Below are 15,495 nucleotides of genomic sequence, written 5' to 3' on the forward strand. Positions count from 1 at the left end.
TATTTATCTAGGAATTTCGATGGTTTGAATAAGGTCACTTATCATTTTTTCTGAGGTGTAGCCTTCCATTTCTCGTTCTGGCGTTAATATAATTCTATGACCTAAAATAGGACCCACTACCTTCTTTATGTCATCAGGAGTAATAAAATCCCTGCCGTTAATAGCAGCAACAGCTTTAGAGGCATCTAAAATTGCAATAGAAGCTCTTGGTGATGCACCTAAGTATAAATTGGCATTACTTCTAGTATTGTTTACGATAGCGGCAATGTATTTCAATAAATTATCTTCGACGATAATATCTTTTATCACCAATTGATAAGCAGAAATTTGTTCGGCAGAAAGAACAGAATCTATCAAGGCCTCAACATTAGTATTTTTCTGTTGATGCTTGTTTTCTAAAATCTGTATTTCTTCTTCTAAAGTAGGGTAGTGTACATTTATTTTAAAAAGAAAACGGTCTAGTTGAGCTTCTGGCAATCGATACGTGCCTTCTTGTTCAATCGGGTTTTGAGTGGCAAAAACCAAAAAAGGAGGTTGCATTTCAAATTCATTTCCATCTATGGTTATTTGTCGTTCTGCCATAGCTTCAAAAAGAGCAGCTTGAGTTTTTGCAGGCGCACGGTTTATTTCATCAATTAAAATAATATTTGAGAATATAGGTCCCTTCTTGAATTCAAATTCTGAAGTCTTTACGTTGAATATAGACGTTCCCAAAATATCGCTGGGCATTAGATCTGGCGTAAATTGAATTCTACTGAAATCTACGTTCATTGTTTTTGCCAAGAGTTTTGCGGTCACTGTTTTTGCTACACCTGGTACACCTTCAATAAGAGAATGACCATTCGCTAGAATAGAAACTATCAATAATTCGATCATTTCTTGCTGACCGATAATTACTTTTCCTAATTCAGATTTTACCTTAGCTACAGATTCCTGCAGTTTGGTAAGATCTATGCGCGAATTAAATTCTACGTTGTTTTCATCTTGTGTGTTATCTTCCATAAGATTGTTTAAATGTATTTATTTTCTGAACCAAGGCTAATGAGTCTTGTTCAGTATGTATAGGTTTATTTTTTAGACTAAGTATGAGGTCTATTAGAGTTTTTGTTTCTTCTCTAGATTTTCCTGCTTTAGCACTTAATTGGGTAATGAAGTTTTCATCTAGAACAGTGGTGTTTACATAATATCTATTTCTAACGTAGGTTAAAAAATAGGTGATTTTTTTATCGTTCAAATTAGCATAATCTCTATGTTGATAGTAGAGAGATCCAACAGTTTTTGCAAATTCTACAGAAGAGTTTTCTAAAGGTTTTATAATAGGGATAATTCGCTGTTCTCTTTTGGCTTTAAAGATTACAAAAAGTAGTAACCCAACAACAAGTAAGTAGTAACTCCATTTTAATGCGGGTTGATTTAATATGAATCGCATAGGCGAGGTGATAACTTTTCTGCCAGATTTTTTATAGTCATCCCAATATAAAAGATGATTATTTAAATACGAAAAACTCTGTGTGCTGTAGTCCCTATTATCACCCAATATGTAATAGTTAGTATATGCGACGGGCAAGGTGTTAATAATGAAACTTCCTTCACCAAAAGTTGTCTTTATAAAATTGGGTCTCACTTTAATTTCATTCTTATTATCCTCTAAAAATGAAGAAGTTTTGAATTGTATGTGTCCGAGTATTTCTGTGTTTGCTGTATCAACACTAACAAAATATGAAGGATCTACTCCTCTTTCAAAGTAGAAATGTTCTTGTTTAAAATTTTGATTGGAGAAAGAAGCTCTGACCGAGTCTTCTTGTATATCATATTGCTGTGTAATTTCAATATTTAACGTATCGGCTAATTGCCCTGTAAGATTGCTACTGGCTATAAAAACTTGATTGCCATTGGCTACATACTTTAAAACCTGGTTTGTTTCTTGTTCATCTAAATAAACAAAATCGTTGATGATCAAATAATTAGATGGTATTGTGCTGTCTCGTTGAATTAGAACATCATACATGCTATTTTCTACAGACTTAATTTCGTTATTCGAAAATATGTTGGGCAATTCACTAAAAAGGACAAAACAACCAAACGGAATTTTAGATACAGACGTGTATGAAGGTCTCCAATTTATGGGTCTCGGGCGTACTATTTCAGTTACGATGATACCAATTAGCACCGCAATCAAAAGTCCAAGTATTATTTTAGAACGCTTACCCAAATTATGATTGAATTTGTTTGTTGATGGATTCAAAATCTGAAACCGATTTTTTGTATTTCATGTCATCTATAGTCTGTTCGCCATACCAGATATAATCATATAGGTAGGCTACTTTCTTAAATCCTTTTTTTATGTCTAGTTGCTCAATTTCATTGAAATAGTCTGAATTTGTTTTATCGAAATGCCATTCTATAATATCGCTTTTAGATAGCTTTTGTAATGTGAGCAGAAACTGATAACGTATGGCAAGTCTGTAATCTTTTTGTTCTAAAGCAATACTGAGAAGATTGTTGATGTCAATACCTTCTATATGCTCTTCTGTTAAGTTGATATCGTTGATAATTTTCGCTTTTTTCTGAAAAAGCGAATTGAAATTTTCATTGATAAGAAATTTAACGATGAGGTATACCGCTAAAATTACCAGCAAAAAGTAAATAATATATTCAATGATTTTTAATAACTGTGGCGATATACTAATACCAAAGATATTTCCCATTCCTCGACCGACCCAATTGATAAATCTAGCCAGTAGGTTTTGAGATTCACCTGTTTTAAAAGTATAGTTAAACTCATCGCCCGAATATTTTTTAGAAAGATCATCGTCAATAGTTCTTAAAGTCAATACAGACGAAGAATCAATTTTTATGATACTATCGTTCGTGCCCTGTGCAAATGAGCATAGCGCTAAAAACTGAAAGAATATGATTAGAAAAGTATGCTTCAACTTAATCGTTTTGACCTATTTGTTCGATAGTGGCTCTCGTGTTTTCGTTATATGTTTTTTCGTGTAACGCATAATATAATAAGCCATTTACAAATTGAGAAAGACATTGGCCATACACCGCAATAACTAATACGATACAAGTGCCTAAGGTATACACTATGGTAGAAACGATAGAGTGCGAGTAATCTACATTGTTTTCGACGACATGAAAGGTATATACACCTACAATAATGCCGGGTACTATTAATGCAATCATTAGTAAGATACCAAGTAAAAGACCCAAGATAAAGTTGACACCTACAGATTTCCAAAAATTAGTGGTTACCAATTTCCAACCTTCGCCTAATGCTTCGGTAACACCTTTTTTCTTTTGAAGCATATCAAAAAACGAGACCCCTATCCATGCGGTTAAACCGAATTGTACAATGTACTGTGCTATAAAACCTAATAATGGTATGATATTTAAAATAATAGCTGCAATAAAATAAATGAAGTATATCGGTATCAATAATAATACAAATACAAAGATATTTCCGAATTGGCTTTTGGCTAGTTGCCAAACTTCTTTTTTATCTACATTTTCATCTCTAGTTTCTACATATTTTATCATATAGCTTGTAGAAAGTGAATAGTTTAAGAAGGCAACACCTAAGAAAATTATAACGAATAAAAATCCGCCGACACCTAAATAAATATAATAGTCCTGCTCAAATTCGTTACCGCCTGCAAACGAATTATTGCTAGAATCTTGCGCAATCATACCTAAAAAACCAGATACCAATAAATAACTAGTGATTAAAAGTCCTATTAAAAAAACACCATTATAACTGATAAAAACATTGGTAAAGTTTTTAATATTCTGTTTAAAAAAGTCGAAATAAACGGAAACTATTCCGCCAAAATCACGGTTTACCCGTAACGGTATGTAATTGTCTTTCATGTTGGTTATTAAGTATGATCGGGTATGCGATGTAATAAAATATAATTAAGAATAAAGAAGCACCAATTATTATAAAAGCCAGCCAATTGGGCATACCGGTATATCGTGTAATAAAACCTTCAATAAAACCGGCAATAATAAAAAACGGAATCGTACTGACCACAACTTTTAGTCCGTCTTTAGCACCTTTCATAAAAGATACCCGCCTAGAATATGTTTTTGGAAATAGTATGCTGTTGCCCATAATCAAACCAGCACAGCCGGCAATGATGATTACTGAAATTTCTATGGTACCATGTAGCCATATTTGCTTGTTTGCCTCAAAGAAAACTCCTTTCGTGTAAAAGAAAGTAATGAATGCGCCCAGCATAACGCCATTGCTAAAAAGAATATAACCAGTACCGATACTGGTAATTACACCAAATGCAAAGGCAAGAAATGCAACTCTAATATTATTAATGGTAATGCCTAAAAATGAGCCAATTTCACTGCCACCTTTGTAAATAGCGGCAGGGTCACCGTTGGCAATATTATTAAGGGTTTCGTTTACATAGGCATCACCTAAAATTAAACGAACAAAGGTAGCATCGTTCAAAGCAGATAATGAGCCAATGGCAGATGCTATGATAAATATTAAAAATGCAATGCCTAATGTGCTGTGATATTGTTTAAAAAAAAGTGGAAATTCAGTAAGCCAAAAGCTAAGAATTCGGTTTTTATTTTCCTTTTTATTCTTGTAAATTTTTTGGTGTGCCTGCGAAGCTAATCCGTTTAAATACAATAAAGTCTTACTTTCTGCGTAATACGTTTGCGCGTAGGCTAAATCATTAGTAAGTTGAATGTAGCCATTGGCAAGTTCATCTGGGTTTGAGGTAGCACCAAGGTTTATAGCATTTTCAAATGCTATCCATTTTTCCTTATTTTGCTTCACAAAAGCAGCTTCGCGCATAAACTATTTTTACATTGTTAAATTTAAGACTTAATGAATAACCTCCAAATCAATACAACGCAAAATGTGAACCTTAATTATACTATTGTAAGTATTGGTGAACGAATTGTGGCATTTTTTATAGATGCATTTATATTATATCTCTATTATATTTTAGTGGATTTAATCGGTGATGCCATTGGTTATATTTATAATGACGGATGGACGCAGAGAGGCATCGTTGGCTTAATATCTTTACCTGCAATGTTTTATAGTTTATTGATGCATATCATTTTCAATGGTAGAACTGTAGGTAAAATGATTATGAAAATGAGGGTAGTATCGGTTGATGGTTCACCGGTAAATTGGAGTAATTATTTAATTCGTTGGATGCTTCGTTTGGTCGATATCTGGATCTTTCTTGGGTCTATTGGACTTCTAACCATTCTATTCTCTGAAAAAAGACAACGGTTAGGTGATGCAGCTGCGGGTACAGTAGTAATCAGTACAAAAAACAAGACTAAAGTTTCTCATACAATTTTAGAAGAAGTGGAAGATACCTATGTGCCAAAATTTGTGAACGTTACCATACTGACCGATAAAGATGTAAGGCTGATCAAAGAAACCTTTAGTATAGCTCAGAAAAGCAATGATTTTAAAACGATGAAGGCGCTTAGAGATAAAGTAGATAGTATATTGCAGACCAATTCAGATTTGTACGATAAGCAGTATTTAGATACGGTCTTAAAAGATTATAATTATTTTACTCAAAAGCTATAACCAATGTTTTATTTCATCATTGATATTTTAGGAACCATTGCATTTGCCATATCAGGCGTATTAGTAGCGATGGATAAAAGACTAGATGCTTTTGGTGTGTTTATTATAGCCTTTGTAACAGCGGTAGGTGGCGGAACTTTACGTGATCTCTTAATTGGTATTAAACCCGTAGGATGGTTGAATGCACCCATGCATTTACTTATAATAGTGATTACCGTTTTATTAGCTATAATATTTGTAAAGCAATTGAAATACGTAAGAAAATCACTCTTTCTATTTGATACCATTGGTATTGGTTTGTACACTATGGTGGGTATCGAAAAAGGGCTAGCTGCAGATTTGCCGCCTGTTATGTGCATAGCCTTAGGTACAATAACAGCTTGTTTTGGCGGAGTGATTCGAGATATTTTATGCAATGAAATTCCTGTAATATTCAGAAAAGAGATTTACGCAACAGTATGCATTTTAGGCGGCTTGGTCTATTTTCTTTTAATACAATTTCCGATACAAAATACTATAGCCTATTCCATGGCAATTGTAACTATCATTATCATGAGAGTTCTAGCAGTGCGTTTTAAAATTTCACTACCAAATATTTATCGAGAAGAAAAGTGAAGCTTTTTTAATATTTGGCGAAGCTAAATATTAACAGCCAACAGCCAACAGCCAACAGCCAACAGCCAACAGCCAACAGCCAACAGCCAACAGCCAACAGCCAACAGCCAAAAGCCAACAGCCCACAGCCAACAGCCAACAGCCAAAAGCCAACAGCCAACAGCCAACAGCTAACAGCCAACAGCCAACAGCCAACAGCCAACAGCCAACAGCCAACAGCCAACAGCCAACAGCCAACAGCCAACAGCTACTCTAAAATTTCCGCCTTTTCAATGTAGATATTCTGCAAAGGCCAATCTCCTTTTTCAACTGGTACGTTGTTAATTTTGTCAACGACATCCATACCTTCTATAACTCTTCCGAAAGGAGTGTATTCATCATCTAAATGATAAGATCCAGGGTCCGTAACTACAATAAAAAATTCAAATGGGCTGGCGAGCATATGTGGGTTGTCCATTTCGCTACTAGGCATAGAAACGGTACCTCTGTGGTGCTTATGTCCTTTTCGAGTATCTGGTGGTAATAGGTATCTGCCGATGTCATTTCTCTTCTTCCCAGTTTTCTCGTCATCTGAATTCCCGCCTTGAATAATAAAATTTTTCACCACTCTATGAAATTGTGTATAATCAAAATATCCCTTTTCAGTAAGGTAAATAAAGTTCGCTCGGTGATAAGGTACATTCTCAAATAGCTCTATGGTAAAACTGCCAAGATTGGTGGTAATTTTCACCTTATTCGATTTTAAAGTCTTTTCATAGTTGAAAAAGAAATCAATGGCATTGTCTTCGGTAAGTTCAAAAGCTTCTTCTTGCTCGTCGTTTATAATTTCTTTTTCTGTAATTTTAGTAGAGTCTATAATTGTCTGAGGTGTAGAAGTTGTCGTATCAACTTTCTTAGAAGTATCTTTACAGCCGGCAAATGCTACAATTGCAATAGAAAGAAATATATAGAATTTAAGTAAACGCATGGATTTCAATTTTTTTGAACAACAAATATCAAAAATAAAGGATCTACCGCTACCGGGAGAAGCTTCACAGCATAAAATGGCTCCAGAAATTCGTATAGAAGAGTTGCAGCGAATTAATCAGGCGAAGAAGAATCCGAGGAAAGCGGCAGTTATGGCATTGTTTTATCCAACGGTAAATCAAAATACCAATCTATTGTTGATTCTGAGAAAAACATATAAAGGTGTACACTCAAATCAAGTAGGTTTTCCGGGCGGTAAAGTAGAAAAATCAGATGACGGCTTGCTTACTACGGCATTACGCGAAACATACGAAGAAGTAGGGGTAGAGCCCAAAGATGTTACCTTGGTGAAAGAAATTTCAGAAATTTTTATTCCTCCAAGTAATTTTATCGTTCAGCCATTTATTGGGCTGTATAAAGAACCAAAACCTTTTGTAAAACAAGAATCAGAAGTAGAATTGATTCTAGAAGTACCAATTGTTGATTTTTTAGACGAATCAAAAATTGTATCCAAAAAAATAACAACCTCTTATGCTGTAGATATTGAAGTACCTGCCTTTAAACTAAACGGTTATATTGTTTGGGGTGCTACGGCAATGATGTTGAATGAGATTAAAGAGTTATTAAAGCAAGTGTTGTAAGGCATATTTATTTATTTTAGCATTCTATGGGATTATTTGACAAAAACCCTTTCGGGCATAATTTATACATTAAAAAATGGCTAATTCGTATTTTAGCTTTGCTTTCGCATCAGCGTTATAAGGGTTTTAATACCTTAGAAATTGAAGGTTCTGATATTATTAGAAGCCTGCCAGATAGAAATGTACTATTTGTAAGTAACCATCAAACTTACTTTGCAGATGTAGTGGCGATGTTTCATGTATTCAATGCTAGCTTAAGTGGGCGAGAAGATTCTATAAAAAATTTAGGCTATATCTGGCAACCGAAATTGAACATGTATTATGTAGCGGCTGCAGAAACTATGAGAAAAAGTCTGTTGACCAAAATTATGGCCTATGCAGGTTCTGTAAGTGTAGAGAGAACATGGCGTTCTGAAGGTAAAGATGTAAAGCGTCAAGTAAAAATGAGCGATATCTCTAGCATTGGGTTGGCTTTAAACGATGGTTGGGTTATTACTTTTCCTCAAGGGACTACAACACCGTGGAAACCTTTAAGAAAAGGTACTGCACATATTATTAAAAAGTACAAACCAGTTGTTGTACCAGTAGTAATTGACGGATTTAGACGTTCTTTTGATAAGAAAGGACTTCGTGTTAAGAAAAAAGGAATTCTTCAATCTATGGTTATTAAAGAACCATTACAAATAGATTATGAGAATGAATCTTCTGAATCTATAATTGAAAAGTTAGAATACGCCATAGAACAACATCCTTCATTTTTAAAGGTAATTTCTAAGAAAGATTTAATGGCTGTAGAAGAGGAAAATAAGCAGCGTAAGTGGAGAAATTCTTAAACTGCTAAATGTTTTAATTCGCTGTAGTTCTTCTTTAATTTTCTAAGTAATAGCCCGTACAGTAGAAAGTAAATTCCAGCCATTGCAAAAGTTAAGATTACACCAAAGATTCCTATAGAAAGCATAACGGTTATCTTTAGTTTTTCTGCAGATATGTTTTCAAGACTATCTTTTAATTCTGGGAACGCTGAAACTATATTGTCATTCAAATAAACCCCGATAATCATTATAATTATAGTGACCATAATCATAGATAAAGAAAAGATAACATAATGTTTAACAGTCTTTCTAGTCTTTATTATTTTCTTCATTAAGTTTTTAGAATTATCTAAAACTGAGATTTCCTTAAACCTTTTATAGAATTGGAATATAAAGTAGAATGCTACAAAATAGGTTAAGAACGAAAGTATTTTTAAGTATTTAGCAATACCTATATTTTCATAAATTTCCATTCCGTCACGAAAAGAAGGTAAAAAGTATAATAGCTGTGGTACGGTAAATTCTAAAATACTAATAATCAATATCCATTTGACAATAGAAGAAGATTTCTTCCATATCATTTTGTGAATATCTTCATAGCTCAGCTTCGGAACATTAAATTCCTTCTTCTGCCAATCTTTCTTTAATAATTCCAGTTCATCCGTCATATGCTTATGGATTCAAAATGGTTCTTAATTTTGTTTTGATACGATTCATCTTCACTCGTGCATTTACTTCGGTAATACCCAAAGTTTCTGATATTTCTGAATAATTTTTATCCTCCAGGTATAAAAAGACCAATGCCTTATCAATATCATTTAATTGCTTTACAGCTTTGTACATTAATTTCAATTGTAATTCTTCGGTCTCATCATACTCATCTGCCTTGATCTTAAAAATTATAGACTCATAATCAGCGGTATCAATTCTTCTTTTATTTTTTCGATATAAGGTGATAGCGGTGTTCAATGCCACACGATACATCCAAGTACTAAACTTTGCTTCACCCCTAAATTTGGGATAAGCTTTCCATAATTGAATAGTTATTTCTTGAAACAGATCATTGTGAGAGTCGCGGTCATTTGTATACAGGGTACACACTTTATGGACAATATTTTGATTATCCTGTAGCTCGGTCACAAATTTGTGTTCAAGTTCTTTATTCACTATTGGTTGGTTGTTCTTATCAAGTTAGTCTATCGATAGTTTCTTTTGTTACAATAAATCGACAAATAGATAAAAAAAAGTGCCAAAGTATTCTTTGGCACTTTTTAATCTAATAGTAATCTATGATTATTTTCTATAATCTAAAGCGGGTGCTCTATCTCCTAAAAGAGGAATATATTTAAAGTCAGCTCCTCTTTTTTCTAAGAATTCAGCTTTGGCAGATGCTACTAACTTTTTATCCTTGAACAGATCAATTGCAGTCATCGTCAATGTTTTTGCAGCAATCATCATCCCTTTATTGCCAATAGAAGTACCACCTGCGGCAACTGCTTGCCAGCTATGTGCTGGTGTGCCTGGTACCCAAGTAGCAGAACTAAAACCAACTGTTGGTACAGTAAAGCTAACATCGCCAACATCGGTAGAACCGAATGCCTTAGCTTCGGTCTTGTATGGTTGTACATTCTTTGCTGTAGCAAGATCAGCTTTTTCTTGACCTAATGATTTTGCTATTTTATCGGCAAAAACCTTTTCTTCTGCAGTATATTCCATTCCGCCAACTTCAGATAGGTTTTCATGCATCACCTTCTGTAAAGTAAGGTTTGGTAGTAATTCATGCGTACCGCCGATCATCTCAAAATCCATAGTTGTACCTGTGCCTAAAGCAGCACCTTCGGCAGCTTTAACCATACGGTCAAAAATTTCTATAACAACGTCACGTCTATTATGGCGAGCATAGTAATACACTTCTGCAAAATCAGGAATAACGTTTGGTGCTTTACCGCCATCTGTAATTACATAATGAATTCTAGCTTCTTGCGGTATGTGCTCACGCATCATATTAATCATCATATCCATAGCTTCAACACCATCTAAAGCAGAACGACCTTTATCTGGCGATGCGGCTGCATGCGCAGAAATACCATGAAATCTAAATTTAGCCGATTTATTTGCTAATGCCGCGCCAGCACTCGCTGCATTTTGAGCTCCTGGGTGCCAGTGTAAAGCAACATCTACATCGTTAAAAAGTCCTTCACGAACCATATATACCTTTCCAGAACCGCCTTCTTCTGCAGGTGTACCGTAAAAACGAATAGTACCTTTAGATTTGTTTACTTCTAACCATTCTTTAGTAGAAATGGCAGCAGCTGTAGAAGCTGTACCGAATAAATGGTGTCCGCATGCGTGACCTGCTGCTGCACCAGCCGATTCCTTCTCGGCAACTGCTTTTTGAGAAAGTCCGGGTAAGGCATCGAATTCGCCCATAATAGCAATTACGGGGCTACCACTACCATATTCTGCAATAAATGCAGTAGGTATGCCGGCAACACCTTTTTTTATGGTGAAGCCTGCATCTTGTAGTGTTTGTTGTAGAAGACCAGAGCTCTGTTCTTCTTGATATCCCATTTCTGCGAATTCCCAAATATTTTGAGCTATAATTCCGTATTCATCACTTTTTTGCTCTAATTTTTTAATAATATCTTTTTCGCTCTTTTGAGCATTCATCGAATAAAAGGAAGTACCGAGTACTGCCAATAAAATAAGGGTTTTACGCATGTTGGTGATTGTTTGAGTTAGACCTTAAAGATACTAAAAACACATTATTATTTTAAAGTAGAAGTCCATTTGTTTAATTTCGCAGTTAAGTATTCATACTATGAACATACCACTTTCAAGCTATCCTAGAATTGTAATTATAGGTGGTGGTTTTGGCGGAGTCTCTCTAGCTAAAAAATTAAGTAAACAAGAAGTACAAGTTGTTCTTATCGATAAGAACAATTACCATACTTTTCAACCCTTATTATATCAAGTATCTACAGGAGGTCTTGAGCCAGATTCTATAGCATACCCACTTCGTAAGGTTTTAATAGGGTATGATAATTTTTATTTCCGTTTGGCCGAAGTGGAAAATATAGATACTGCTGGTAAAAAGTTAAATACAAATATTGGAGATATAAGTTTTGATTATTTAGTTGTTGCAACCGGTTCTGAAACTAATTTCTTTGGAAATGAGGAGATAGAAAAGAATGCGATGTCTATGAAATCGATTCCGCAATCGTTGAACCTTCGTAGTTTAATTTTAGAGAACTTCGAACAGGCGCTTCTTACAGATGATTATCATGAAAGAGATGCTTTGATGAATTTCGTAATCGTAGGTGGCGGACCAACAGGGGTAGAGCTTTCTGGTGCTTTAGCAGAAATTAAGAAAGGAATTTTACCAAAAGATTATCCAGATTTAGATACAAGAAGAGCACAAATAAATATTGTACAAGGTGGCGATTGTTTACTGCCGGGTTTTAGTGCGCAAGCTTCGAAAAAAGCAGAAGACTTCTTAGAAAAACTCGGAGTTCAAGTTTGGAAAGGTGTTCGGGTTACTGGTTATAATGGTAAAACGGTTACCACAAAAACAGATTTAAAATTCGATGCAGCTACCGTAGTTTGGGCGGCAGGGGTAAAAGGTGCGGGTATAAAAGGTTTAGATGCCGATGGCGTAATTGCTGGCGGTAATAGAATAAATGTCAACGAATTCAACCAGGTAATAGGTCATCCAAATATATTCGCCATAGGTGATATTGCGTGCATGGCAACAGAAGATAATCCTCGCGGGCACCCAATGGTAGCGCAACCAGCAATACAGCAAGGTAAACTATTAGGTAAAAACTTGGTGAATTTATTGGAGAACAAACCTATGAAACCATTTGTCTACTTTGATAAAGGTAGCATGGCGACTATTGGTAGAAATAAAGCAGTTTGCGATATTAAGAAATTTAGATTTCAAGGAATTTTTGCTTGGTTCGTTTGGATGTTCGTACACCTGTTTTTCTTAATCGGTTTTAGAAATAGAATGGTCGTATTTATCAATTGGGTATATAACTACATTCGATTTGATCGCGAAGCACGATTAATTATCCGCCCGTTCAAAAGAGATTACAGTCAGTTTAAAGATTAGGGGTACTTCAATTTATGTAGGTATGATAGAAGTTTTCTAAATGCTTGGCAGTTAAATTTTTGCCAAGTATTTCGTTGGTTCTTATTTTTAAAATATCTTTTGTAGGAATTTATTTCAATAATCGATATTTGACCTATGAAAATAATTGTACATAGTTTTCTATTCTTGTTTGTAATTGTTTCAAAGGGTCAGACAATAGAAGAACCGCCAGTAACAAATTTACCATCGTCATTAACCGGATTATCTATAGCAGGACACGCATATCCTGCTTCTGCAATTGGTGATGTTCATAAGTCTTTTATGGTGCAATACGGAGTTTCAAAATCGTTACAATTAGAACTTCAAGGTTTTTATGATACGTATATTTTAAGTGAAAGATTTAGATCCAGCGTATTAGCTAAAGTGTACTTGAATAAACGATTATATTTACTTGGAGGGCTAGAAGCAGAGATAGCTACGGAAAATACAGGTGTTGGACAAACACCATATCGTATTGGTTTTGTTACCGGAATAGGATATGATGTTGATCCTAATTTAATGATTGAGTTGAAGGCTAATGTACAATTCAACAACCCGAGCATAGGTGCTTTTGGTGAAAAGCATGTAGTAATGCCTGCAGCACTTACAATAGGTAGTAAGTGGAAATTTTAATGACTCTTTCTAGGGTGATACGTATTCATGACTTCAGCTAAATGAGATCGATCTACATGCATGTATATCTCTGTTGTGGTAATACTTTCATGCCCAAGCATTTGTTGAATAGATCGTAAATCGGCGCCATTTTCGAGTAAATGAGTAGCAAAAGAATGCCTGAATGTGTGCGGACTTATACTTTTCTCCAGTCCGATAGTTACGGCTAAGTTTTTTACAATAGTAAATATCATCGCTCGGGTAAGTTGTTTGCCGCGTCGGTTAAGAAAAAGGATGTCTTGAAAACCTTCTTGAATGTTTAAGTGAACTCTAATTTCATTTCTATAAATATCAATGTATTTTTTGTTTACCGAGCTTATCGGTACAAATCTTTGTTTGTCACCTTTACCGGTGACTTTAATAAAATCTTCTTCAAAAAATAAATCAGATATTTTTAATCCAATAAGTTCAGAAACTCTTAATCCGCAACCGTATAAAGTCTCTAGCATTGCTCTGTTGCGTTCTCCTTCTGCAGAACTTAAATCAATGGCGCCTATCAATTTATCTATTTCATTTTCAGAAAGTGTATCAGGTAATTTGCGTCCGATCTTAGGAGATTCGATTAAATCTAACGGATTATCTTTTCTATAATCTTCAAAAATTAGATAATTAAAAAAACTTTTGAGTCCCGATATAACTCTTGCTTGAGACCTAGGGTTGACCACTTTGGCAATTTCATAAATAAACTGTTGAACAGTGTTTTTGTCAATTAGAATTGGGGTAGTGTTTATATCATGGGTTTCAAGAAAAGACATCAACTTTTCAATATCCATAGTATAGCTCTGTATAGAATTTTTTGATAACCCTCGTTCAAGCTTAAGATATACCGTGTAATCTTTTAAAGCATGTTTCCAATTCATGGTTTAAAGATAAAGAATCCATTAATTATGAATATAATAATGTAATAATATGGGATGTATTTGGATACTTTAAATTGATGTGACCTATTTAAAAGTTAGTTGTACCACTACTTTCATGGTATTCACAACAAAGATGCCTGTAAGCTTAGTCTTACCTTTATTTTTGGAGGAAATAAACCGACCAAACCATGAATAAGTATTTCATTTTATTATTTGCTTTATGTCTTTCAACCGGAATTTTTGCTCAAGAAGGCTTCAAATTCGGTATACAAGGTGGTATTCCATTAGATGATTATAATGAAGCGGTAAGTGTTGTACTTGCAGCAGATTTCTCATACATGTATCCGTTAGGTGAAGTAGTAGATGTAGGGCCCGCGGTAGGTTATATTCATGGTTTTGCAGAAACCTTTCAAACAACGATAATCAGAGAAGAACAGGAAGCTGTTCAGTTTATGCCCTTGTCTGCAGGTGTTCGTTTTTGGACATCAAATTATTTCTCATTTGGTGGAAATATAGGTTATGCAATGGGAATAAATGATGGTAATGAAGGTGGTCTTTATTATAGACCTACAATTGCTTATTTAATGAGTTCAAGTGTAGAGGTAAATTTATCATACACGGGTATTGATGTTGAAGAAACTACTTGGTCTACTGTTACCTTGGGTATCGTTTATAATTTTGAGCCCAAATATAGAACGCGTCGCTAAAGAAATACTTTAATTTACTTCTAGTATTTGTAATTCATTGTACGGCAACATTCGTTATTTTTGATGTATGAAGATTATCATTATAAATGGTCCCAATCTAAATCTTTTAGGAAAAAGGGAGCCAGAAGTATACGGTTCAGAAACTTTTGAAGATTACTTTTCAAAGCTACAATTCAAGTTCAAAGATGTTGAATTGGAATACTTTCAATCTAATATAGAGGGGGAGTTGATTTCAAAAATTCAAGAAACCGGCTTTTCTTATGATGGTATCGTATTGAATGCAGCAGCATATACACATACATCAGTAGGTATTGGCGATGCCGTAAAAGCAGTTGAAACGTCGGTGATAGAAGTTCATATTTCTAATACACATCAGCGCGAAGAATTTAGGCATATATCTTACATATCGCCTGCAGCAAGTGGCGTAATACTTGGCTTCGGTTTAAAAAGTTATGATTTGGCTATCGAGAGCTTTTTATTTTAACTCAAAAACTATTTTAACATCT

General features: G+C 34.6%; 18 protein-coding genes. 8 read left to right on the forward strand and 10 right to left on the reverse strand.

From position 1 onward, the window contains the following. Positions 1-3: 3 nt before the first annotated feature. The 5 genes from ACJJVT_RS01930 to ACJJVT_RS01950 are packed head-to-tail and all read right to left on the reverse strand — an operon-like array spanning position 4 to position 4,825. Entirely contained in the window at positions 4-1,002 is a 999-nt protein-coding gene (locus tag ACJJVT_RS01930) for an AAA family ATPase (protein WP_405396000.1), read from the reverse strand. Next, entirely contained in the window at positions 992-2,245 is a 1,254-nt protein-coding gene (locus tag ACJJVT_RS01935) for a DUF4350 domain-containing protein (RefSeq protein ID WP_405396002.1), read from the reverse strand. Before ACJJVT_RS01935 ends, ACJJVT_RS01930 begins: the two co-directional genes overlap by 11 nt. Continuing rightward, a complete protein-coding gene (locus tag ACJJVT_RS01940) occupies positions 2,214-2,936 on the reverse strand; it encodes a hypothetical protein (RefSeq protein WP_405396004.1) in 723 nt (240 codons plus the stop codon). Before ACJJVT_RS01940 ends, ACJJVT_RS01935 begins: the two co-directional genes overlap by 32 nt. 1 nt (position 2,937) lies before the next feature. Then, the gene (locus ACJJVT_RS01945; RefSeq protein ID WP_405396006.1) at positions 2,938-3,876 is read right to left on the reverse strand and encodes a hypothetical protein; all 939 of its coding nucleotides are present in this window, start codon (positions 3,874-3,876) and stop codon (positions 2,938-2,940) included. Continuing rightward, a complete protein-coding gene (locus ACJJVT_RS01950; RefSeq protein WP_405396008.1) occupies positions 3,839-4,825 on the reverse strand; it encodes a stage II sporulation protein M in 987 nt (328 codons plus the stop codon). Before ACJJVT_RS01950 ends, ACJJVT_RS01945 begins: the two co-directional genes overlap by 38 nt. A 33-nt stretch (positions 4,826-4,858) precedes the next feature. Here ACJJVT_RS01950 and ACJJVT_RS01955 point away from each other — a divergent pair, with 33 nt between their 5' ends. Both ACJJVT_RS01955 and ACJJVT_RS01960 read left to right on the forward strand, forming a co-directional pair. Further along, a complete protein-coding gene (locus ACJJVT_RS01955; RefSeq protein ID WP_405396010.1) occupies positions 4,859-5,584 on the forward strand; it encodes an RDD family protein in 726 nt (241 codons plus the stop codon). Between the two features lie 3 nt (positions 5,585-5,587). Then, positions 5,588-6,199 carry a trimeric intracellular cation channel family protein gene (locus tag ACJJVT_RS01960; RefSeq protein WP_405396012.1) on the forward strand — a complete coding sequence of 204 codons (612 nt, stop codon included), beginning with the start codon at positions 5,588-5,590 and terminating at the stop codon, positions 6,197-6,199. A 247-nt stretch (positions 6,200-6,446) separates the two neighbouring features. Here ACJJVT_RS01960 and ACJJVT_RS01965 read toward each other — a convergent pair whose 3' ends face one another. Further along, the gene (locus ACJJVT_RS01965) at positions 6,447-7,166 is read right to left on the reverse strand and encodes a peptidylprolyl isomerase (protein ID WP_405396013.1); all 720 of its coding nucleotides are present in this window, start codon (positions 7,164-7,166) and stop codon (positions 6,447-6,449) included. Between ACJJVT_RS01965 and ACJJVT_RS01970 the strand changes: the two genes are divergently transcribed. Both ACJJVT_RS01970 and ACJJVT_RS01975 read left to right on the forward strand, forming a co-directional pair. Continuing rightward, positions 7,165-7,806 (forward strand): CoA pyrophosphatase, encoded by a 642-nt coding sequence (locus ACJJVT_RS01970; protein WP_282051127.1) that lies wholly within the window; start codon positions 7,165-7,167, stop codon positions 7,804-7,806. The two genes, ACJJVT_RS01965 and ACJJVT_RS01970, sit on opposite strands and share 2 nt — an antisense overlap. Before the next feature lie 26 nt (positions 7,807-7,832). After that, a complete protein-coding gene (locus ACJJVT_RS01975; protein ID WP_073245703.1) occupies positions 7,833-8,639 on the forward strand; it encodes a 1-acyl-sn-glycerol-3-phosphate acyltransferase in 807 nt (268 codons plus the stop codon). Here ACJJVT_RS01975 and ACJJVT_RS01980 read toward each other — a convergent pair. The 3 genes from ACJJVT_RS01980 to ACJJVT_RS01990 all read right to left on the reverse strand — a co-directional run bounded on the left by ACJJVT_RS01980 (position 8,636) and on the right by ACJJVT_RS01990 (position 11,339). After that, positions 8,636-9,286: a hypothetical protein gene (locus ACJJVT_RS01980; RefSeq protein WP_405396015.1), complete on the reverse strand. Its 651-nt coding sequence runs from the start codon at positions 9,284-9,286 to the stop codon at positions 8,636-8,638. The genes ACJJVT_RS01975 and ACJJVT_RS01980 overlap by 4 nt on opposite strands. Positions 9,287-9,290: 4 nt before the next feature. Beyond that, complete coding sequence (locus tag ACJJVT_RS01985) at positions 9,291-9,785, reverse strand: RNA polymerase sigma factor (protein WP_405396017.1); 495 nt, start codon at positions 9,783-9,785, stop codon at positions 9,291-9,293. A 126-nt stretch (positions 9,786-9,911) separates the two neighbouring features. Next, positions 9,912-11,339 (reverse strand): amidohydrolase, encoded by a 1,428-nt coding sequence (locus ACJJVT_RS01990; protein ID WP_405396019.1) that lies wholly within the window; start codon positions 11,337-11,339, stop codon positions 9,912-9,914. Positions 11,340-11,439: 100 nt separating this feature from the next. Here ACJJVT_RS01990 and ACJJVT_RS01995 point away from each other — a divergent pair, with 100 nt between their 5' ends. Next, the gene (locus ACJJVT_RS01995) at positions 11,440-12,732 is read left to right on the forward strand and encodes an NAD(P)/FAD-dependent oxidoreductase (protein ID WP_405396020.1); all 1,293 of its coding nucleotides are present in this window, start codon (positions 11,440-11,442) and stop codon (positions 12,730-12,732) included. A 135-nt stretch (positions 12,733-12,867) separates the two neighbouring features. Next, positions 12,868-13,383, forward strand: a complete 516-nt coding sequence (locus ACJJVT_RS02000) for a hypothetical protein (RefSeq protein ID WP_405396023.1) — start codon at positions 12,868-12,870, stop codon at positions 13,381-13,383. On the opposite strand, the gene xerD is transcribed toward ACJJVT_RS02000, so the two are convergent. Continuing rightward, a complete protein-coding gene (gene xerD / locus ACJJVT_RS02005) occupies positions 13,380-14,282 on the reverse strand; it encodes a site-specific tyrosine recombinase XerD (protein ID WP_405396025.1) in 903 nt (300 codons plus the stop codon). The two genes, ACJJVT_RS02000 and xerD, sit on opposite strands and share 4 nt — an antisense overlap. Before the next feature lie 188 nt (positions 14,283-14,470). Here xerD and ACJJVT_RS02010 point away from each other — a divergent pair, with 188 nt between their 5' ends. Next, entirely contained in the window at positions 14,471-14,989 is a 519-nt protein-coding gene (locus ACJJVT_RS02010; RefSeq protein WP_405396026.1) for an outer membrane beta-barrel protein, read from the forward strand. Between the two features lie 67 nt (positions 14,990-15,056). Continuing rightward, complete coding sequence (gene aroQ / locus ACJJVT_RS02015) at positions 15,057-15,473, forward strand: type II 3-dehydroquinate dehydratase (protein ID WP_405396028.1); 417 nt, start codon at positions 15,057-15,059, stop codon at positions 15,471-15,473. The last annotated feature ends 22 nt before the right edge of the window (positions 15,474-15,495 follow it).

This window comes from Maribacter sp. Asnod2-G09, from assembly GCF_045063795.1.
In the GTDB taxonomy this organism is placed as follows: Bacteria; Bacteroidota; Bacteroidia; order Flavobacteriales; family Flavobacteriaceae; genus Maribacter.